Annotated in this window: 24 protein-coding genes, 1 other RNA gene and 1 pseudogene; 8 read left to right on the top strand and 18 right to left on the bottom strand. The window is 37.9% G+C overall.

Going from position 1 to position 20,972, the window contains the following annotated elements; all coding sequences use genetic code 11:
- Positions 1-25 precede the first annotated feature (25 nt).
- Positions 26-361, top strand: a complete 336-nt coding sequence (ytrH, locus tag QUG14_RS24655; protein ID WP_283861781.1) for a sporulation membrane protein YtrH — start codon at positions 26-28, stop codon at positions 359-361.
- Positions 358-861 (top strand): sporulation membrane protein YtrI, encoded by a 504-nt coding sequence (gene ytrI / locus QUG14_RS24650; protein WP_289343102.1) that lies wholly within the window; start codon positions 358-360, stop codon positions 859-861. Before ytrH ends, ytrI begins: the two co-directional genes overlap by 4 nt.
- Positions 862-894: 33 nt before the next feature.
- Here the strand turns inward: ytrI and QUG14_RS24645 are convergent, their stop codons facing one another.
- Positions 895-1,836 carry a DHH family phosphoesterase gene (locus tag QUG14_RS24645; RefSeq protein ID WP_289343101.1) on the bottom strand — a complete coding sequence of 314 codons (942 nt, stop codon included), beginning with the start codon at positions 1,834-1,836 and terminating at the stop codon, positions 895-897.
- A 94-nt stretch (positions 1,837-1,930) separates the two neighbouring features.
- On the opposite strand from QUG14_RS24645, the gene QUG14_RS24640 reads away from it, so the two are divergent.
- Entirely contained in the window at positions 1,931-2,239 is a 309-nt protein-coding gene (locus tag QUG14_RS24640; protein ID WP_289343100.1) for a YtpI family protein, read from the top strand.
- Between the two features lie 34 nt (positions 2,240-2,273).
- On the opposite strand, the gene QUG14_RS24635 is transcribed toward QUG14_RS24640, so the two are convergent.
- From QUG14_RS24635 to QUG14_RS24625, 3 genes are all read right to left on the bottom strand, one after another.
- Positions 2,274-3,593, bottom strand: a complete 1,320-nt coding sequence (locus QUG14_RS24635; RefSeq protein ID WP_289343099.1) for a CBS domain-containing protein — start codon at positions 3,591-3,593, stop codon at positions 2,274-2,276.
- 126 nt (positions 3,594-3,719) lie between these two features.
- The gene (locus QUG14_RS24630) at positions 3,720-3,953 is read right to left on the bottom strand and encodes a hypothetical protein (protein ID WP_289343098.1); all 234 of its coding nucleotides are present in this window, start codon (positions 3,951-3,953) and stop codon (positions 3,720-3,722) included.
- Positions 3,954-4,017: 64 nt separating this feature from the next.
- Positions 4,018-4,698 (bottom strand): metal-dependent hydrolase, encoded by a 681-nt coding sequence (locus tag QUG14_RS24625; RefSeq protein WP_289343097.1) that lies wholly within the window; start codon positions 4,696-4,698, stop codon positions 4,018-4,020.
- 175 nt (positions 4,699-4,873) lie between these two features.
- On the opposite strand from QUG14_RS24625, the gene QUG14_RS24620 reads away from it, so the two are divergent.
- Together QUG14_RS24620 and ssrS are read left to right on the top strand one after the other, a co-directional pair.
- Positions 4,874-5,971 carry a M24 family metallopeptidase gene (locus QUG14_RS24620; RefSeq protein ID WP_289343096.1) on the top strand — a complete coding sequence of 366 codons (1,098 nt, stop codon included), beginning with the start codon at positions 4,874-4,876 and terminating at the stop codon, positions 5,969-5,971.
- Between the two features lie 54 nt (positions 5,972-6,025).
- Positions 6,026-6,222, top strand: a non-coding RNA gene (gene ssrS, locus QUG14_RS24615) — 6S RNA.
- 310 nt (positions 6,223-6,532) lie between these two features.
- Here the strand turns inward: ssrS and QUG14_RS24610 are convergent.
- The 4 genes and pseudogenes from QUG14_RS24610 to QUG14_RS24595 form a co-directional block, all read right to left on the bottom strand.
- Positions 6,533-7,658 (bottom strand): annotated as a pseudogene (locus QUG14_RS24610) (IS1182 family transposase); the annotation flags it as partial.
- Positions 7,659-8,025: 367 nt separating this feature from the next.
- A complete protein-coding gene (gene ald, locus QUG14_RS24605; protein WP_289343095.1) occupies positions 8,026-9,147 on the bottom strand; it encodes an alanine dehydrogenase in 1,122 nt (373 codons plus the stop codon).
- 208 nt (positions 9,148-9,355) lie between these two features.
- The gene (locus QUG14_RS24600) at positions 9,356-9,595 is read right to left on the bottom strand and encodes a hypothetical protein (protein WP_289343094.1); all 240 of its coding nucleotides are present in this window, start codon (positions 9,593-9,595) and stop codon (positions 9,356-9,358) included.
- A 141-nt stretch (positions 9,596-9,736) separates the two neighbouring features.
- Positions 9,737-9,895: a hypothetical protein gene (locus QUG14_RS24595; protein ID WP_289343093.1), complete on the bottom strand. Its 159-nt coding sequence runs from the start codon at positions 9,893-9,895 to the stop codon at positions 9,737-9,739.
- A 102-nt stretch (positions 9,896-9,997) separates the two neighbouring features.
- Here QUG14_RS24595 and QUG14_RS24590 point away from each other — a divergent pair, with 102 nt between their 5' ends.
- Complete coding sequence (locus QUG14_RS24590) at positions 9,998-10,441, top strand: universal stress protein (RefSeq protein WP_289343092.1); 444 nt, start codon at positions 9,998-10,000, stop codon at positions 10,439-10,441.
- A 63-nt stretch (positions 10,442-10,504) separates the two neighbouring features.
- Positions 10,505-10,819: a hypothetical protein gene (locus QUG14_RS24585; protein WP_289343091.1), complete on the top strand. Its 315-nt coding sequence runs from the start codon at positions 10,505-10,507 to the stop codon at positions 10,817-10,819.
- Positions 10,820-10,865: 46 nt separating this feature from the next.
- Here QUG14_RS24585 and QUG14_RS24580 read toward each other — a convergent pair whose 3' ends face one another.
- The 9 genes from QUG14_RS24580 to sppA form a co-directional block, all read right to left on the bottom strand.
- Positions 10,866-11,378, bottom strand: a complete 513-nt coding sequence (locus QUG14_RS24580) for a MogA/MoaB family molybdenum cofactor biosynthesis protein (RefSeq protein WP_289343090.1) — start codon at positions 11,376-11,378, stop codon at positions 10,866-10,868.
- Complete coding sequence (locus QUG14_RS24575; RefSeq protein WP_289343089.1) at positions 11,375-12,214, bottom strand: EcsC family protein; 840 nt, start codon at positions 12,212-12,214, stop codon at positions 11,375-11,377. The genes QUG14_RS24580 and QUG14_RS24575 overlap by 4 nt, the downstream gene beginning before the upstream one ends.
- Positions 12,215-12,323: 109 nt before the next feature.
- Entirely contained in the window at positions 12,324-13,511 is a 1,188-nt protein-coding gene (locus QUG14_RS24570; protein ID WP_289343088.1) for an acetate kinase, read from the bottom strand.
- Between the two features lie 244 nt (positions 13,512-13,755).
- Positions 13,756-14,739: a class I SAM-dependent methyltransferase gene (locus QUG14_RS24565; protein ID WP_289343087.1), complete on the bottom strand. Its 984-nt coding sequence runs from the start codon at positions 14,737-14,739 to the stop codon at positions 13,756-13,758.
- 67 nt (positions 14,740-14,806) lie between these two features.
- A complete protein-coding gene (tpx, locus tag QUG14_RS24560; protein WP_289343086.1) occupies positions 14,807-15,307 on the bottom strand; it encodes a thiol peroxidase in 501 nt (166 codons plus the stop codon).
- Positions 15,308-15,475: 168 nt separating this feature from the next.
- Positions 15,476-15,958 (bottom strand): GerW family sporulation protein, encoded by a 483-nt coding sequence (gene ytfJ / locus QUG14_RS24555; RefSeq protein ID WP_289343085.1) that lies wholly within the window; start codon positions 15,956-15,958, stop codon positions 15,476-15,478.
- Between the two features lie 18 nt (positions 15,959-15,976).
- Positions 15,977-16,675, bottom strand: a complete 699-nt coding sequence (locus tag QUG14_RS24550) for a DUF2953 domain-containing protein (protein WP_353961092.1) — start codon at positions 16,673-16,675, stop codon at positions 15,977-15,979.
- Positions 16,676-16,747: 72 nt separating this feature from the next.
- Positions 16,748-17,245: an RDD family protein gene (locus tag QUG14_RS24545; RefSeq protein ID WP_289343082.1), complete on the bottom strand. Its 498-nt coding sequence runs from the start codon at positions 17,243-17,245 to the stop codon at positions 16,748-16,750.
- A gap of 13 nt (positions 17,246-17,258) precedes the next feature.
- Complete coding sequence (gene sppA / locus QUG14_RS24540; protein ID WP_289343081.1) at positions 17,259-18,269, bottom strand: signal peptide peptidase SppA; 1,011 nt, start codon at positions 18,267-18,269, stop codon at positions 17,259-17,261.
- 159 nt (positions 18,270-18,428) lie between these two features.
- Here sppA and QUG14_RS24535 point away from each other — a divergent pair, with 159 nt between their 5' ends.
- The gene (locus QUG14_RS24535) at positions 18,429-19,232 is read left to right on the top strand and encodes an NAD kinase (RefSeq protein WP_289343079.1); all 804 of its coding nucleotides are present in this window, start codon (positions 18,429-18,431) and stop codon (positions 19,230-19,232) included.
- A 50-nt stretch (positions 19,233-19,282) separates the two neighbouring features.
- Here the strand turns inward: QUG14_RS24535 and mbcS are convergent, their stop codons facing one another.
- Positions 19,283-20,866 (bottom strand): acyl-CoA synthetase MbcS, encoded by a 1,584-nt coding sequence (mbcS, locus tag QUG14_RS24530; protein ID WP_289343077.1) that lies wholly within the window; start codon positions 20,864-20,866, stop codon positions 19,283-19,285.
- Positions 20,867-20,972 lie beyond the last annotated feature (106 nt).

Here is a 20,972-nt window from a genome sequence, read left to right as displayed (position 1 = left end):
TATTTGATTAAGGGCGGTTGATGCTATGAAGGAGATTGGTTTTTTTCCAACTTTTATAGAAAGTTATTTTATTGCATTAGGAGTTATCCTAGGCGGTTCCTTAATTGGCGGAATCGCTGCCTTTCTAACTGGACAACCACCGCTAACAGCTGTCTATCGACTGTCTACAGACTTAAGAATTTGGGCGATTGTTGCTGCCATTGGCGGAACCTTTGATGCCGTTTACACCTTTGAGAGAGGGATATTTAATGCCGAAACACGGGACATCTTCAAACAGCTCCTCATCATCCTTTCTGCATTAGGCGGCGCACAGACAGGAGCACTTATTATTAATTGGTTAACTCAGGAGTATATCTCGTGAGAATTCCTCCCTATTATCGAAAGCCAACCTGGCAGCGTTTTTTTGCAGGAATGGTTATTGGCGGAGCAATAAGTTGGTGTATTTTTATATATATTTTCGGTGTGTGGCAGGAGAAGCATACCGCTTTAATTGATAAACAAAGGGAAGAAATTGTTGATTTAAAGGAAGAAAAAAAGATATGGCAGGAAGAGTATAAAGAGATTAATAAACGGACGATTGAGCAGCTAACAATCCAAAAAATCAATATTAAAATAACAAACTCGGAAAAATATAAGTTAGACATGCTAAGTGTTTCAGAAATTGAAGATTCAGTAAAAGATGACATTAGTATGATGATTGCAAAGGACATCGATACAGTCTATAAGAGCAAAGAATTAATCAAAAAAACCATTCAAAATAAACCTGTTAAAATAAATGACAAAAGGTATAAACTCCAGGTGAAAGAAATGGTTATCTTCACCACCCTCTCCATTCAACTTGAAATAGAATATGAAAAATAAAGAATCGGCCTCCCAGATGAGGCCGATTCTTCTTTATGAATAGTTGTCACAAACTTCGCCAAGCTCTTTTAAAACATGATCCACTTCATCCCATGAATAGATCGAGGCACCTGAAGCGAGCGGATGTCCTCCACCTTTAAACTTTTTAGCAACACCATTTATCACTGGACCTTTGGAACGAAGACGAACCCTGATTTGATCTTCCTCTTCAATAAAAAAGACCCAAGCCTTAATCCCTTTTACATCGCCTAATGTTCCCACAAGTAACGAAGCCTCTGATGGCTCTGCATCATACTCTTCCAATAGCTTCTTTGTAAGAAGGACAGAAGCTACACCGTTGCTCTGCATTTCAAAATTTTGCAGGATATAACCGTTTAATTTAATAATATTGGTATCACGCTCGTACATTTTGTCAAACAGTTCTGTACGGGAAAAATTATAGTGAATTAATTCTCCTGCATATGCAAAGGTTTTGTCTGTCGTACTTGGAAATAAAAATCTCCCCGTATCCCCAACTATACCACCAAATAAGAGCCTCGCAGCAGCATCATTTAATTTTAAGCCTCTGTCTTTACCAAACAAATAGAATTCATAAATCATCTCACTGCAGGAACTTGCTGTGGTATCCACCCACAGTAAATCACCATAAGGATCTTCGTTCGGATGATGATCTATTTTTATGAGTTTGTCTCCTAATGTATATCGTTTGTCGCAAATTCTCTCAGCGTTAGCGGTATCACAAACAATCACTAATGCTCCTTTATAGACCTCATCCTCAATGGAATCGAGACGGCGCATGAAATGGAGCGACCTTTCTTCCTTACCCACAGCATAAATCTTTTTATTTGGATACGATGCCTTTAGTATTTCAACCAATCCGCATTGTGACCCATATGCATCCGGATCTGGACGAACATGGCGATGGACGATAATTGTTTCGTATTGTTCAATCATTTCTAAAATTTTTTCATTCAATATAATCACCTCTAATGTTTTTGAAGCAACGGTAGTATTTTGTTAAAATAATATGTACAATTAACAAGAGAATTTTAGACTTGGAGGAAATTTAATGTCTGCGCTAGTTTTTTTGATTGTTATTCTATTTGCTTTCTATTTATTCTATAAAACCAAGTATTTTAGAAGCAAGCGTCCAGTTGAAAAGAAATGGCTTGCTGCCAAATCTAATATAGCACTAGGGTTGTTTGTCGGCTTATTTGGTATCAACCATGTATTCTTCATTTCACAAACGACAGTTACAACAATTGTTTCAGTAATCTTTATTGTTTATGGAGCAGTATTTACCTGGGTGGGAATAAAGAAATACAAACATTACCTGCCATTTGCAGCAGAAGAAGCTAAAAGCTATAATGTGCAATAATGAATGAGCCGCTTACCCTTTGGTAGCGGCTTTTTTAATTTCTATCTATCAACTGACACATCATCATCGCTTTGCCTACTAAGATGCCATCATTAAAGACCTCGACATCGACCTTTCCAAACTTCCGACCCACTTCAAGCACTTTCGGATAGATTTCTAAAATACTTTCCATCTGAACAGGCTTGAGGAAATAAATCGTCATGTTTTCAACAACAAGATCACCTTTTTTATAGCTGCGCAGTATCCGGTTAGCTGCCTCTGTTACAATGGTCGTAAAAACTCCATAGGAAATTGTTCCAAGATGGTTCGTCATTTGCGGAGTCACTTCACTCGTGTAGACTTCTTCCCCTTTTGTTCTTCCTCGCATTAAGACCATTTGATTGGTGACAATGTCATCAATAGTTTCACCTACTTGAGGCTGGCGCTGATTCATTTGCAGAGCCTTTAATACGTCCTGCCTGCTAATAATCCCTTCAAGTCGGTTGGTATCATCCGCAACTGGGAGAACTTCAATCCCTTCCCAAACCATCATATGTGCAGTAGAAGCAACACTTGTCTTACCTGATACAGTCATGGGATGTTTTGTCATAATCTTATCAATGGAAGTATCATTATCCTGTCCCATGATATCTTTAGCTGTTACCATTCCTTGTATCTTCATATTCTGATCCACTACAGGATAACGGCTGTGGGTGGTTTCAAGATTTAGATGATGCCACTTTGAAACTCTATCCGTTGTTTTAAGATAGAAAGTCTCTGTTAGCGGGGTTAGGATATCCTCAACAAGTATAATTTCCTTTTTTATTAATTGGTCATAGATGGCTCGATTTATCATCGTTGCTACTGTAAAAGTATCATAACTGGTTGATATAATCGGCATTTCTAGACTATCTGCTAGTCTTTTAATATGGTCTTCGGTATCAAATCCCCCCGTAATTAGAACAGATGCACCAGCTTTTAATGCTAATTCCTGTGCCTGTGTACGGTTTCCAACGATTAACAAGTTATCTGGACCAGTATAACGCATCATCGCCTCTAGTTTCATAGCACCAATAACAAATTTATTTAGAGTTTTGTGCAAGCCGGTCTTTCCGCCTAAAACCTGACCCTCCACAATATTAACAACTTCAGCAAAGGTAAGCTTTTCAATATTCTCTTTTTTCTTGCGTTCTATCCTAATCGTACCAACACGTTCAATCGTACTAACATAGCCTTTATTTTCAGCTTCCTTGATTGCTCTGTAGGCTGTACCTTCACTTACCGTCATCGCCTTGGCGATTTGTCGTACAGATATTTTTTCCCCAACAGGAAGTTCATCAATATATTGCAGAATCTGTTCATGCTTTGTAGCCAAGACCTTCACCCTCTTCTGTAACCCTTATTGAAAAATAAATACATATATTATTTATACCATTATTTTAAATAATAAACCAACGCAAAAGGGAACCTTGACAGGCTCCCTTTTGTGTTTTGTTCTTTATTAATAGGAACGTGATTTCTTGTTTAACCGTGGCTGTTGCCTTCTTTGGACAGGTTTTTTTGGACTATACAACATAGCGGTGAGATTTCCTGCAATAACAATTAACGCAAATGCGAGCCAGGCAATCGCAAACGTCCCTTCAAGACCTTCAGCAAGAACAGATAATCTTGGTACTGCAAAATAAAGCATCAATCCACAAAGCAATAGGCATAGTAAATATCTGTTTTTTTTCAATTCTTTCGTCTCCCCTCAAACTTACTGCTTGTATCACTTTATGCATAGAAGGGATAAAAAAGTATTATAATTCGATAAATTCTCCGGGTTCAAGTACTTTTCCATTCTTAGTTTCAAGTATTTCAATAAATTGTTTAGGATCCTGCTTAATTGGCGGGAACGTATTGTAATGGATTGGAACAATTATTTTAGCCCCTAATAGTTTTGCCGCATAGGCTGCATCCTCTGGACCCATTGTAAAATTATCACCAATTGGCAAGAAAGCTAAATCAATCGGATGTCTTTCTCCGATGAGTTTCATGTCAGAAAATAATGCCGTATCACCTGCATGATACACGGTCTTTCCTTCAGCCATGAAAAGAATCCCTGCAGGCATGCCACAATAGACTAGTTCTTTGTTTTGGGTTTCATAGCTTGATCCATGAAACGCTTGTGTTAATTTTACTTTTCCAAAATCAAATTGGTAGGCCCCGCCAATATGCATACCATGGGTATTGACACCTTGCCAGGCTAGGAATGTTGAAATCTCATGATTGGCTATGACTAGTGCATTGTTTCTTTTGGCTAACTCAACCGTATCTCCTACGTGATCATTGTGACCATGTGTTAACAAAATTACATCTGGATTTACGTCATCCACCTTTAAGTCTGTTAATTGATTACCTCGTATAAATGGATCGATGATAATTTTTTTGCCATTGACCTGAATTTGAACAACTGAATGCCCATGATAAGATACCTTCATTTACCCATCTCCTCTATAACTGTTATAGTATGTACTTCCATAAAAAACTCCAAATTCCTTCCTCATTTATATCCATAAATAGGGTGATTTAGCACATGCTAAAGTAAGATTGTTTACACATGGATGTAAAATTGATACCCTCAAGAAGGATAATTTATTATAGGAGGCGGAAACTATGAACCAACGAATACAAAAACTTCAAGCTTGGATGAAAGAAAATGGGATTGAAGTAAGCTTCATCACCTCTTCAGAAAATGTATTTTATTTAAGCGGTTTTTTCACAAATCCACATGAGCGATTACTTGGATTAGCTGTGTTCCAACAGGAAGAGCCATTTCTTGTATGTCCTGGGATGGAAGTAAATGATGTTAAAAGTTCTGGCTGGAACCAAGAAATCATCGGCTATAGTGATATCGATAATCCATGGGAATTAGTACATACTTCGATTCAAAAAAGAGTAAATAGAGTTAGGAACGCCGCGATTGAAAAAGAACATATGAATGTAGAACGCTATGAACATTTATCTGCATTATTTCCTGATGCTGCCTTTGTTTCCGCAGAAGAAAAGTTAAGAAAGCTTCGGATGATTAAAGATGCGAAAGAGTTAAAAATTATTGAAGAAGCTTGTGCCTTAGCTGATTACGCCATAGAGGTCGGGTGCAGTGAAATCAAAGAAGGCAGAACAGAATTAGATGTTCTTAATGCTGTTGAGTACGCACTTAAACAAAAGGGCGTAACAGAAATGTCATTTTCAACTATGGTCCTGACAGGTGCAAATGCTGCGTCCCCACATGGTAATCCTGGCAGCACAAAGATCCAAAAAGGCGACTTAGTATTATTCGACTTAGGTGTAGTTGTAGACCGTTATTGCTCAGACATTACAAGAACAGTTGCTTATGGTGATATTAACGATAAACAAAAAGAGATATATGATACCGTCTTAAAAGCACAGGCAGCAGCTGTTCAGGCAAGTAGACCTGGTGTTACCGCTGCTGAAGTTGACTTGACCGCACGAAGAATCATTTCGGATGCAGGCTATGGCGATTATTTCCCACATCGACTTGGGCACGGGTTAGGTATTAGTGTCCATGAGTATCCATCCATGACAGAAACCAACCAATTGGTAATTGAAGAAGGAATGGTGTATACCATTGAACCAGGTATTTATGTACCTAATGTTGCAGGAGTGCGAATTGAGGACGATATTTATATTACTGCTGACGGTGCTAATGTCTTAACAAAATTTCCTAAAGAACTACAAATCATTCGCTAGAAATTTAGATTTTTTTACCATTGCACTATGAATGAAATTGCAGTATTATACAAATACAAGCTGCGTTGCTCGTAGTGATAATAAAGTTTTAACCTTTAAGCTGTAAAAGGGAGTTTTACTATCGAAGCTATAATGACAAGCCTCTGTCTATACGACATGGAGGACAAGCAGGAAGGCTTTTGCGAACACCCACTTTGAGGAGTGGTGGTTTAAAACTTTCTTATATGAGGTACGGCAAATGCGGCTCTATAATTTATCATTTAACTGCCAGCTTCGGTATGAAGCTGGTTTTATTTATCTACAAATTTACATAAAAAAGGAAGAGAATCAATCTCTTCCTCAGATTCGAGAAAGGGTATCTTTCTCGGCAATTTCTTATTTAAACAAAGACTAACCTACGATTTTTTTGAAAAATTCCTGCCTGCTCAATGGTCTGTTGATTTCCGCTCCAGGTGCTTCGCTTTCCGCGGGCGTGCCGGGAAGCCTCCTCGGCGCTGAAGCGCCTGCGGGGTCTCCCCCTGCCCCGTACTCCCGCAGGAGTCTTCGCACCTTCCGCTCCAATCAACAGGGGTGCATTAACTTAGATTTACCACACACTTTTTCCAGCCTAGACAAGTGTGTGGCAATCTTTTTTATATTTTGGCATGCTGCGGTGAGTAACACTTGCTCACTCACATTATGCAATCCCCGTAACCTACAATAGCGAAGCCCATGCAGTTCTTTTGAATCTGCGAAGCTTCGCTCTACTTTTTCCTTTCTAAATTTATCAAGTACTTTACATGATTTTGAAAGCCGGTTAAGTCTTACCTTTTCCTTATGCTCTTCCCAAACATGTCTGGTAACAACTTTTGTTTTGTTTTGAGATTTTGTACACTCCGACAGGAGTGGGCAGTTGGTACACTTTTTTGGATCCGACTTATATTCCCGATAGCCTTCTCTTGTAGTGGTACGGTATTGTATCTCCTGACCATTTGGGCAAACATACAAATCTCGCTCTTTGTCATATGTAAACTTCCATTTTGGAAATAAGCCTTTTGTTGGTTGATATCTTCTATGAGCAATAACTCCAAAAATATTACGTTCATTAAGTCCCTTACAAATTGGATTTGTCAGGTAACCGGAATCAAGTGCGACTGCTTCTACTTTAAATCCAAATCGTTCGACCTGACGGTCTAACCGTGATAGATAGAGGACAGAATCATGGACATTTCCTGGTGTAACATACGCATCCGTTATGATGTTGAATTTCATATCTGTAGTCCTATGATCAAGAAAACAGAACATTTCCTGTTTATTCTCTCGGGACATAAACCCACATTCAGGATCAGTTGTACTTTGGCGTATTTCCTTTTTCTCAATCATCTCCTCTTTTTCCTTTAGAGGATTTTTTCCATGGTTTTCCCGATCTTCCTCAATAGCTTTGTTTAGATCTCCTACGTATTCGCGTGTTTCAATTTCCACTTCGACTCTAGTGAATTTATTTTTATTTGCGTTCGCTTTAAGGTGCGTGGAATCAGTAATCAAAACTCTTCCTCCAACCATCTTGTTGTAGCGCTAGGAAGACAATATCATCAAAAATTTCCTGAAATATATTCGTATCTTTAAAACGGGTACGCCGGTTCCAGCTTATAGTTGAATGATGGGGTACCGGATGGTTTAGCTTTAGTCCTAGGAACCATCGATAAGCTTAATCCACCGTCCTATTAATATTAATAGTATTATACCGAATTAACGCGGTGAATCGTTAAAGTTATTGAAAATAAAGTCTCCTTTTCTGTAAGATTGGTGCCATTATCAATATAGATAGCAAGGAGTGGATTGGAGCGAAAGGTGCTTGACTCCTGCGGGATGTAGAGGAAAGGTCGAGACCCCACAGACGCGCAGCGTCGAGGAGGCTCGACTTCCTCCCCGCGGAAAGCAAGCACCTGTAGCGGAAAGGAACGGTCCATTTGTATACAAAAAACAACATTCTATAAGAAAAGAGCCAAAATAAAAGACTGTCGAGAGTTTCTCGACAGCCTGGGAAGAGAATCAATCTCTTCCTTTTTTATCAATTATAGCTGCCCAAGTAATGTTTTTGTATCTGAGTAATGAAGACCATGTGCTTCTGCCACTGCTTCATATGTTACAAAGCCGCCAAGGGTATTAATACCTTTTAGTAGTGCATCATTCTCTTGGCATGCTTGTCGATAACCCTTGTTTGCAATTTGGATTGCATATGGCACGGTAACGTTCGTTAAAGCAATCGTTGAAGTTCTAGGTACTGCGCCAGGCATATTCGCAACTGCATAATGAACAACACCATGTTTCATATATGTTGGGTTATCATGTGTTGTAATACGATCAGTTGTTTCAAAAATACCTCCTTGGTCAATGGCGATGTCTACAACAACGCTTCCAGGAGTCATCGATTTAATCATTTCTTCAGTAACTAATTTAGGTGCTTTTGCACCTGGAATAAGTACGGCTCCAATTACTAAATCAGAATCTTTAACAGCTTCAGCTATATTATAAGGATTAGACATTAATGTAGTAATGTCAGAACCAAAGATATCATCCAGTTGACGAAGACGGTCTGGATTCAGGTCGATAATCGTAACCTTTGCTCCTAGTCCGATTGCCATTTTTGCAGCATTAGTTCCCGCAACACCACCGCCAATTATGGTAACAGTTCCTCTTTGTACACCCGGGACTCCTGAAAGAAGAATTCCTTTGCCACCATGTACTTTTTCAAGGAATTGAGCACCAATTTGTGCAGCCATTCTTCCGGCAACTTCACTCATTGGGGTCAATAATGGCAATGAGTTATTTGGCAGCTGAACGGTTTCATAAGCTATTCCAACCACTTTATGATCAATTAATGCCTTTGTTAACTCAGGCTCTGGCGCTAAGTGTAGATATGTAAACAATATTAGACCTTCACGAAAGTATTGGTATTCACTTGGAAGTGGTTCTTTAACTTTCATAACCATTTCCATCGACCAGGCTTCGGATGCAGTTTCTACTATTTTTGCACCTGCAGCAGTATAATCTTCATCAGTGAAAGCCGAGCCGAGTCCAGCCCCTTTTTCTATATAAACTTCATGACCAAATTTCAAAAGATTGAAAACACCTGCTGGTGTCATTGCAACACGATTTTCATTATTTTTTATCTCTTTTGGAATGCCGATCCGCATGTACTTACCTCCAATTTACATAATCTTAGTAAATGAACCAAAGATGATTTTAATCTATCTAATACACTTAGTAAAGATTTAACAATGTAAGCACTTTCATTTTACCAAATAAACCGTGGAATCCCAACTTATTTATGAAAAATGTACATTTTAAAATAATCTCAGTAAAAAAGCCTTGCAGGTGTTGTACCTGCAAAGGCATGTTTTATTAATAATAAGGATAATATGGGTATGGGTATGGGTATGGGTATGGGTATGGGTATGGGTAAGGCGGATAATATGGGTATGGGTATGGGTAATAGTAAGGACCTGGACTTAATGCTGCCCCTAGTGCTAATCCCCCTAGGAATGGTAATCCAAATCCGAATCCAAACCTGCGACGGCCAAACCCGAAGCCCGGACGACCAAAACCGAAACCAAACCTCGTTTCATTTTGATTTATGTGCATAATCTTTTCCTCCTCAATTTATACTTCTCACACTAAAGAATATGCACATTAAAAACTGGATTCTTGGGTTAATGTCCCTGAGTATAAAAATTTATATAGACTTATACATAGAAAAACCCGCTTGAAAGCGAGTTTTATTTACTATTCTTCATTGTTTTGATAAGTCTCACTGCTGATTTGTTCCGTCTCTTGGCCCATATATCCGCTGTTATAAGAATTCATGATTTGCTCACTAACTTCATTTGCCCCGTTTTCATCAAATTCCAATGTAAAATTTTTATTAGGGTCCTGCATAAACATGATTTCATCTCCCTTCCATAAATTGTTACCCCCTTATTTTTCGAAAAATTGAAACAAATATTCCTAGAAATTATTGTATAATTTAGGCAGGGAGGGATTACCATGGGAGTAAAATACGACCATATTTTAGTCGCGATTGATGGTTCTAAAGAATCAGAATGGGCGTTAGGGAAATCCATCGAGATTGCTAAACGAAATAATGCAAAATTGTTATTAGCACATGTTATCGACACACGATCTTTTCTGCTAATCGATTCTTATGATCCAGATATTGCAGAGCGGGCAAACAAACTTGCAATCGACATGCTTGAAAAATATCAAAATCAAGCATTAGAAGCAGGGGTTGTAGAAGTTCAATATGAAATTGACTATGGCTCACCAAAAGTGAAAATCCCTAAAGAAATGGCTAAAAAGCATCATGTTGATTTAATCGTTTGTGGTGCTACTGGTATGAATGCAGTTGAGCGGTTCTTGATTGGAAGTGTTTCAGAACACATTACCCGTTACTCCCCATGTGATGTGCTCATAGTTCGTACAGAGAAATAAACCGTGAATGCTTTCTGGATGTGTTGTAAAATAGAAGAATAACTCGTCTTGGAGGCTTTTAACATGAAAGAACATTTTACCTTCGATCAACGGCTAGGCATTTCGATTCCCAACTTAAACATGGAATGGGCACAGTATAGTGAGGAGACACAGCAGTCTATCTTGTTCCATTGGGAACAAATTCGAGGTTCCATACCTGATCGAATTGATGAACTTGAAAATATGATTAATCAAAAGCAAGCACAACTCTCTGAAGAAAGTAATTTTAAAACCTCATGTAAATTAAACAGTGAAATTGCTGAACTCGCTTCCATTATTAATGATTTATGGCTGTGGTATAGAGCAAATCAAACAATGGAAGATAAAATGCACCAATAAGCAAGAGCTCCCTACTTGAGAGAGCTCTTCTTTCATTTTATGTTCTTTATATATCCTTTTTTATTTCTCTTACAACATGACCAATCTCAGGAAGGATTAACTTAATCATCGCTAACTTCACTGCGCCTGTAGAACCTGGGGTAGAAAAGACTGCCTTATCCTTTACTACTCCCGCAATAGCACGTGAGAGAATTGCGGCTGAACCGATATCCTCTTGATAGCTTAACATTCTAAACAATTCTCCAAACCCAATAATCTCTTTATCGAGTAAACCTTGAACTGTTTCAATCGTTACATCTCGTTTTGCTATTCCAGTTCCCCCATTTGTTAAGATAACCTCAATATCTTCACGTTCGCAGCCTTTTAGGATTTCTTCTTTTATAGGCGTTTCTTCATCCTTTACAATGACGTAATCCACTATGGAATGACCGGCTTGTTCGAGCAAATCCATCATTAGCTTACCACTTTTGTCAGTCTCTTTATTTCTAGTATCACTTACAGTAATTACTTTACAATAAACTGTCTTTGGTGCTCCTTGCTTGTGTTCTGTTGTACTCATCCTATTTCCTCTTTCTGATTAAGATAACGCAACTGGTAATAGTTATGGGCGAATTCGGTAACTTTTCTAGTTAGTTGATAATTTGTCCCTGCACCAATAGCCATGCTTACGACAGGGATCCCTTGTATGAGCCTTCTGCGGAATATGGATATTACCATAGCTTTTAGCAATTGTTGAATTGGCTGCTCTAGCCAATTTACATCTGTAATTTCTTCGTTTCCTTCATAAAAATAGTGGTCATTGTTAGCGTTCATTTCATTCATCAGGATAGACCAACCTTCTTTTTGCAAACGAGGGGGTAACGTAGCGGTATGAAAGACCTTTAATGAACTCATCATTTCGTAAGGTGTATTTACCTCAAACCCATAGGTCATGGCAATTAATTGTACCGCCCTTAAATTAATAACGGCCATTGCTGGAATATCGGTACCTAAAAGAAGCGGACCTCCAGTACCTGCTAAACCACCCTGAGCAAATGAATATAGGCGATGCCGTGCAATTTGCTGCATGGCTATGTACTGTAACTGATCAATATTCAATTTTCTTAAATCCTCGATTTGATGCAAATCTTTATTAAATACACGTCCTGAAGAAAGGATTCTTTCCTTTGCATCCATTTGGATCTGAGAGCCTTGAATCATTCCGTGCAAATGGAATAACCAGGTATCAATAACGGAGAAGAACTGCCGCTGTACTTTTTCAGGCAATAATGAGAAAGACCGTTCTAAATATTTTTCATATGTAAGTTGTAAATCATTGGCCTCGTAGTTTAATAAATGCTTTTCCCATTCTTTAATTTTATTCAATACCTCTGTGTCTCGATCAGTTAATGGCATAGTTAACCACCTCACTTACTCAATTTTCTTCAAGTATATCACAAAGAAATATACTTAAAAAATGTAAAAAAGCAGACCGTCTCTACGACAGCCTGCCTTATTAACTAGATTATTGTGCTAAACGAACGACGTCGCGAGCAATCATTACTTCTTCGTTAGTAGGTATTACAATTACTTTAACAGGTGAGTGCGGATAGTTAATAAACCTTTCCTCACCTCTGATTTTATTTAAAGCAGGGTCCCAATAAACACCCATAAATTCTAGCCCCTTTAAGACCTTTTCACGAACGACATCACTGTTTTCACCGATACCCGCCGTAAAAATAATTGCATCTACTCCATACATACGTGAAGCATATGAACCAACATATTTATGAATTCGGTTAGCAAAAACATCCAATGCAAGCTGGGCTCGTTCATTACCATTACGTGCTTCAATTTCAATGTCGCGTAAATCACTTGAGAAACCAGAAACGCCTAACATACCACTCTCTTTATTTAAAACATCAAGTACTTCTTCTGCTGTTTTATTTGTTTTTTCCATAATGAATGGAATTAATGCAGGGTCAATATTCCCTGAACGAGTTCCCATCGTAACACCGGCAAGTGGTGTAAAGCCCATTGATGTATCAATGGATTTACCGCCTTCAATGGCAGCAATACTTGCTCCATTACCTAAATGACAAGAAAGCAGTCGAAGCTGTTCAACCGGACGGCCTAAAAGTTCAGCTGCACGCTGCGAAACATATTTATGACTCGTACCATGGAAACCATATTTACGAATACCATATTTTTCATAGTATTCATATGGAAGACTATAGAGATATGAACTTTCTGGCATTGTTTGATGAAACGCTGTATCAAATACCGCAACCGCTGGAACATTAGGAAGAACACCTTTAAAGGCCTTAATTCCTGTAACGTTTGCAGGATTATGCAATGGTGCTAATTCTGAAAGTTCTTCAATCTTATTAAGAACTTCTTCTGTAATAAGAGCGGAATCACTAAACTCTTCACCGCCATGAACCACTCGATGTCCAATTCCTTCAATTTCATTTAATGATTGAATAATACCTAAAGTAGTAAGCTTATCAAGCAACATTTTTACAGCTACTTCATGATCAGGAATATCCGTTGTTTCTGTAATTTTTTCACCATTAACCGAGATGGTGAATATGGAATCGTTTATTCCGATTCTTTCAATTAGTCCTTTTGTTATCACTTCTTCAGTCGGCATTTCAAATAATTGAAACTTCAAAGAAGAACTGCCGGCATTAATTGCAATTATTTTAGACATTTCGTTTACCGCTCCTTTTATATAAACAACATCGGTTCGGGGAAGGTCCTTTTTTTCGTACAAGGTTATTTTGCGCGAAACTGACATCGTTTATTGCTCTCATCACCTCATTTAATCACTGTATATATTACATTTCAAGGAGGAAATTGGATGGAAACGGTTACCTCCAAAATGAAAATTTATTCACATTATTCTAATTGTTTTACAAACTTAAAAAAGCGATAAAACCGGTCTCCACACGGTTTTATCGCTTATTATCTTGAAACCATTTATCAATATTTTTCAAAATATTGTCCATCTCAACAACGCTAGATAGGCTTGGTAAATTGACAAGCAATGCCTGTTTTGGCGCAACAATACCTTCACCTTTCTTTTGGAGTATCAAAATACTCTTGGCAGCATTTTTATTGTTAAACATACTCACTGGCAGCTGAAGTACACCTTGAATAATGACCTCTTCTTTAAAATATTCACGAAGCTGATGGGCCTGGTCACTTTCAAATAAACCATTTGGAATGATAAAAAATAAATATCCTCCCTGCTTTGTGTGCTTGACACTTTGCTCCATTAATAAATGATGTGCATAAGAGTGTCCTTCCTCCGCCTTTAATTGGTAATCTGATGCACGAACATCATTCGGATAAAACCCTATAGGCAAATCTGCTATTACGGCATCAACCGGGTCAATAAATAAAGGCTCAAGACTATCTTGGTTAAATAGTTCAATCGGATGCTCTTGTAGATTTGCGTTCACATAGGCAAGTTTTATTAATAGGTCATCTATCTCAATCCCAACACTTTGTACATTTTTTTGCAACTGATTTAAAACGGTTGTTACTAAATTTCCAGTTCCAATCACAGGGTCTAACAAGCGGAAAGATGGCTGTTGCATAAATTTATCTACTAGATAGCTGAGTAACATTCCTACGCTATCTGGAGTCATTTGATGGTTAGGCTGCACACTTTCTTTCATACCTTTTAAGATGACGAGCTGATAGGCTTTTCGTATTTCTTCTTTTGTAAAGCTGCCTAAATTCACTTCCATATATTGTTTTTTAAGTCTTTTTTCCGTTACCTCACTTAATTCATCCTGGAGAACCGAACCATGAAATAAATTCTCACCAGTTTCGGCTAACGCTTCTAAATATGTACATGATAGTTCTTCCTGTAAGACAATAGCAGTTTCATTAAATAATGTGAAAAGTTGCTCTACGGGAGCCATATTCATACTTGCACCTCCTAAAATAAATAAAAAGGCCTCATCGATTGACGAGGCCTTCTATCGTCATTAAAAATTACTTTGCGTTTCTAGCTGCTTCAAGTGCTGCTTCATAGTTCGGGTGATTTGTTGCCTCACTTACATATTCTACATAAGTAACAGTATCAGTTGAATCCACAACAAAAACTGCACGAGCCAATAATCTTAACTCTTGAATCGCAACACCATATGCTTCTCCAAAAGAAAGATCACGATGGTCAGATAATGTTTGGACATTTTCAATACCGTTTGCTCCACACCAGCGTTTTTGTGCAAATGGTAAGTCAACACTGACAGTTAAGATTTTAACATCCCCAAGGCCATTTGCTTCTTCATTAAAACGACGTGTTTCAGCATCACATACGCCAGTATCTAAAGAAGGAACAGCGCTAATCAGGCGAACCTGCCCTTTTGTATTTTCTAGCGTTACAGGTGATAAATCATTTGCCAACACGCTGAAATTAGGAGCTTTGTCGCCCACCTTTACTTCGTTTCCTAGCAATGTTACTGGGTTCCCCTTAAAAGTTACGTTTGCCATTTAAACATCCTCCTTTTTCGTACGGAACAAATACGAAATATATCGCATTCATTTCAATTATGTACAGTGTAAATATATCTTTTCAGAATTTTTTTTGCAATGATTTAAGCTCTTACCTTCACGAAAAAAGTTAACCTTCCGTTTAATTTGGAAGATTAACCTTTTTACCTAAATATCAAATTCTTGCTTTTGAGGTTCTGATTGTTTGGATTGACCCGCGTTTTGCTTGGAACCCTGCTGCTCATTTTTCTTCGAGAACATTTGCTGAATCTTATCCACTGCTTGTGGCGCCATTTCTAATATCTTTTCATAGAGATGAGTACTTTCATCAAGATGAAGCATTTTTACTCCTTGAGAATTAACTATTAAAAAAGCAATTGGAGTAATAGAGACCCCTCCTCCGCTACCACCACCGAATGGAAGTTTTGGTTGTCCTTGCCCTTGCCCTTGATCTTGGCTTTTAGATCCGGAGCTATCTAGTTTAAATTCACTTCCACCTGCCGCAAATCCAAAGCCTACTTTTGAGACGGTAAGTATTACGCTTCCATCTGGAGTTTCAACAGGATCGCCAATAATCGTATTAACGTCAATCATTTCTTTTAAACTTTCCATAGCAGTTGTCATTAAACCTTGAATTGGATGTTCAGACATGGCTGTTTCCTCCTCTTTTTAAACGGTTTTAGTTTTTTCCTTCGAATAGGCAGCATTCGTTTTGAAATTCGGGCGTCCGCCCTTCCAGAATTTAATCAGTTTTAATCCTGCTAAAATAGCATACCCGATACGAAACTGAATAATACATTTGAGATGAGTTTGGATAATGGCCAATTGAAAGTGCGGGGTCACCGATAAAACGGGCATTTCCTTCAGCCTCATAAAGTTACTTAACATGCCTATGATGCCCCCTTTAATCGACCATAGGGCACCAGTAATTGTGCCTGTGTGTGCGGCATCCCCTAAACCGACTAATGAATGCCATTCAAAATGTTTGATTACTACTCTTTTTAAAAATTTACTTACGATAACATTCAGTTTAAAAACATGCTGGATGATTTCTTCGGCGTTTGTCAATTTTGACATAATATCATCCTTGGTAATTTGCTCTACATTCGTCGCGTTTTTTTCAGTAGAGTCTCCCATTTGCGTACTACCCTTTACGACCATACTCGGTGAGTCATCGTCGATTTTTATTAAAGGGACGTTCATTTTGTATTTAATTAACCCGAACCAAATTCTAAACTCAACTTTTAATTCATCGTTATCATTATGGTGAAAAAAATTAATACGGATGGTTAACTTCGAAAAAATGATTAGTAGAAATAAAATAATAATAGTAATAAGGGCTATATATAGCCAAATCAATTTTTTCACACCCTTTCAGCCTATTAGTATCACCTTATCAGCAAAAAATAAACCCGCTAACGTATCGTTAGCGAGTCTAATTTATCGTTCAACATGAACCACTGATGTGTCTGTAAATAGATCGTGAAGACCTTGTTTTTTGGGCAAAAAAGCGACTATGACATATCCTATAACCACTGTTACAGAGATAAACCTGCCAATCCATTCACGAAAAAGGATCGTTCCCCAAGATAATTTGTCATTTTTCAAATCAATTACTTTTATTCCAAATACCATTTTTCCAAGAGTCTGATTAAAGTATTTTGTCATTAACACGAAATACAAATAAAAAATGATCGCTGATGCTATCGAAATCGGAGCAAACATATTAAATTCTACTAAAGGAATTTCAAGCATACGGAATAGAGGCTTTATGATTAAGCGCTCTATACTCCCCACAACAATTAAATCTAGAAGGTAAGCCCAAAACCGCATCCAAAATCCTGCATACCGAATGGAAACAGCAGTAGGTTCATTTACTGTTGATTGTTCATCGTTTTTTGCAGATTCATTTATCATTATTTGATTTTCATTTTCCATCTACAGTTCCCCCCTACTCTGCATACAAATACATTAGACGTGGAGAATTGGGTCTTGATAAGATATCCATAAGTCCAGCCATCTCACTATCAGCACCTATAAATTTTTGAACCTTTAAATTTAACAATGAACCAAAGCCCATTGCATCGGTAAAGCGGACAACCTTGGCGTCTTTTAGTTTCTCCTGTTCCTTCATCTGCTCAATGACATCTTCTAAGTAACCAAAACCATCAATTAAGTTTAGCTCTTTTGCCTGTCTTCCATCGTAGATTCTTCCATCTGCAATCTTCTTTACCTGTTCAGGAGTCATCTTTCTTCCGTCGGAAATTACTTTAACAAATCCCTCATAGGAATTGTCGATCATCTTCTGGAGGATTTGCCGTTCTTCCTCTGTCATTTGTCGTGTTGGACTCATAATATCTTTATATTGACCACTTTTGATGGTTACAAAATCTACCCCATACTTATCGGCTAACCCTTCATAATTGATTCCTTGCATGATCACCCCAAGAGAACCTGTTAGCGTTTCTTCACTTGCATAAATCTTTTTAGCAGGAGCGGCTATATAATAACCTCCAGAAGCAGCCATAGAGCCCATCGAAACATAAACTGGTTTCTTTGTTTCCTGTTGGATTTCTACAAGTTTATCGTGAATTTCAGCACTTTCAACGACTCCACCACCCGGAGAGTTAACCTTAAGAATAATTCCTTTTATGGTATCATCGTCTTTTATGTAATCTAATTTTTTCATAAATCCTTGATGATTGTATCCTGCTGCTTGAAATAAAGACTCTGCATCCGTTGTGTCCTGAATAACACCATCAACATCGAGGACAGCAATCTTTTTCATTTCATTCCCTTCCTCCACAATTTCCTCCGTGAAAGGAAGTTCTGATGCTGCTAAAAGCTCGCCTATATCTGTTTCAACACCTTTAAAAGCAAATGCAGATAAAAAATTAATCATGACTGATACAAAAAATAATGCCGCAGCAATTCCAAGAGCGGCCCAGCGTTTCCCATTCATGTTGAGAGTCCTCCTTGTACTATTCATTAAATTGTTCTTACTTAATTTAATTTTATTTCTAAATAATGCTAAAATTAATGAAGACTACCTTAGTTTATCAAAAATCAAAAGATTAATGGGCTAAATTTACAAATTCATAACCAAAATTTGGAGGTCACTATGGGACATAGACGTAATATCTATTTTTATCACCACCTGGATCAAGACACTTTAGCCAAGGTTGGTAATTTAGATGAGTATGCAGAGAAGTATGGTTTAACGATTGTAAATGACCACCGCGATGCCAATATCATTGCTAGCATTGGTGATGACGGTACATTCCTCCAAGCTGTAAGAAAAACAGGTTTTCGTGATGATGTTCTTTACGGAGGAATCACAACAAAGGATAGTTTAAGTATGTATTGTGACTTCAAAATTTCAGATTCTTCTAAAATGGTGGAGGCAGTTTCAAGTGAACAGTTAAAGGTACGCCGCTATCCTTTTATAGAAGTATCGGTAGACGGACAAGGTACTTTTCCATGCCTGAATGAATTTAGTATTCGCTCCTCCATCATAAAAACACTTGAATTAGATGTTTTTATTAATGACCTGCATTTTGAAACGTTTCGTGGAGATGGATTAATCGTTGCTACACCAACTGGAAGTACTGCTTATAATAAATCTGTAAATGGAGCAGTTGTAGATCCGTTAATTTCCTGTATGCAGATAAGTGAAGTGGCTTCCATTAATAATAACAAGTACCGGACATTAGGTGCACCGTTTGTTATAGGCGGAGAACGCTCACTTACGATTAAGGTGATTTCTACTGAGGGCAACGAGCATCCTACTATGGGATTGGACAATGAGGCGATAAGTATTCGCCATGTTGAAAAAATCCAAATTAAACTCAGTGATAAAAAAATCAAAACCCTTAAACTTAAAGATAATTCCTTCTGGGAGAAAGTTAAGAGAACATTTTTATAAAAAGCAAAAAGGCTGTCAATTTTTATCGACAGCCTTTCTTTTTATCTATTCTATTGTTTGATTGATTGTAATTCTTGCTGACGAAGTTCAATTCGTCGGATTTTCCCTGAGGTTGTTTTTGGCAGTTCAGATAAATACTCGATTTTTCTTGGATATTTATAAGGAGCAGTTAGTGTTTTTACATGCTCTTGTAGTTTTTTTGTTAATTCAGGATTATTTACGTCAACATCCTCTTTTAATACCACAAATGCCTTTACAATAAATCCACGAATTTCATCAGGACTTGCCACAACAGCACATTCTTTAACAAATGGATGTTTTACAAGTGCATCCTCTACTTCAAAAGGTCCAATCGTATAGCCCGAACTAATGATAATATCATCTCCGCGTCCTTCAAACCAAAAGTAACCATCTTCATCTTTTTTCGCCTTATCACCCGTTATATAGTAATCACCACGGAATTGCATCGCCGTTCTCTCTGGGTCCTTATAATAATTTTTAAATAAAGCCGGTGTTTCAATGTGTACGGCGATATCCCCTACTTCCCCAACAGAACAGATTTCGCCTTCTTCATTGATAATTTCAACCCGATTACCCGGAGTCGGTTTGCCCATTGAGCCGGATTTCAACTCCATTCCTTTGGTGACACCAACCAACAATGTATTTTCGGTCTGTCCATAGCCGTCACGAACATCAACATTAAAATGTCTCTTAAATGTTTCAATAACCTCACGATTAAGTGGTTCTCCAGCAGAAACTGCACTATGAAGGCTAGGTAATTTATACTCATCTAGGTTCTCTACCTTGGCCATTAGCCGGTATTCAGTTGGTGTACAGCATAGGACATTTACGGAATATTTTTCTAGTAGACTTAGATATTTTTGCGGCTCAAATTTGCCGTTGTACACGAGCCCAGTTCCTCCTGAACCAAGCACGGATAGGAATGGACTCCAAATCCACTTTTGCCAGCCAGGAGCTGCAGTTGCCCAAACAGTATCACCTTCTTCAATACAAAGCCACTTCGGTGCTGCAGTCTTCAAATGGGCAAATGCCCATCCATGTGTATGAACAACTCCTTTTGGATTTCCAGTCGTCCCTGATGTATACGATAAAAATGCCATATCGTCACGTAGTGTATCAGCAAGTTCAAAACTTTGTGAAGCCGCTTTCATCTCTTCTTCTAAATGGACCCAGCCTTCCTGCTGTCCGCCAACTGAAACTTTTAAAAGTGGTTCTGGACTAGTAATATTTTCAAATTGGTCAACATACGGGTAATAACTGATTACTGCTCTTACATCTCCATGTGATATGCGGTATTGGAGGTCCTTCTCACGAAGCATTTCTGAACTTGGAATAACTACTAGTCCAGCTTTTAATGCTGCTAAGTAAACAACGTAGGCTTCAATTAGTCTTGGTATGATGACTAAAACTACATCGCCTTTTTTCAATCCATTTTGTGTGAAAACATTTCCCGCTCGGTTCACCCTTTTTAATAATTCTTCATATGTAACCTGTTTCGTTTCCCCTAGTTCGTTTTCCCATTTTAATGCTATTCTGTTTGGATCCTTTGCAAAACGTTCTACTTCCGATACAAGATTATACCTTTCTGGTGCGATCAATTCTTCACGGTTCATGTTTCTCCCCCTCACTCAAAATAAAAACATCATCACAAATCTTATTATACAAAATTATTTAAAAATTTAAAATTATTATACTGAAAATAGAATTTTTGGCACAGGA

The sequence above is a fragment of the Neobacillus sp. CF12 genome, assembly GCF_030348765.1.
GTDB lineage: Bacteria > Bacillota > Bacilli > Bacillales > Cytobacillaceae > Neobacillus.
The sequence above is the reverse complement of the archived record's forward strand: the minus strand, read 5'-3'. Positions and strand labels throughout refer to the sequence as shown.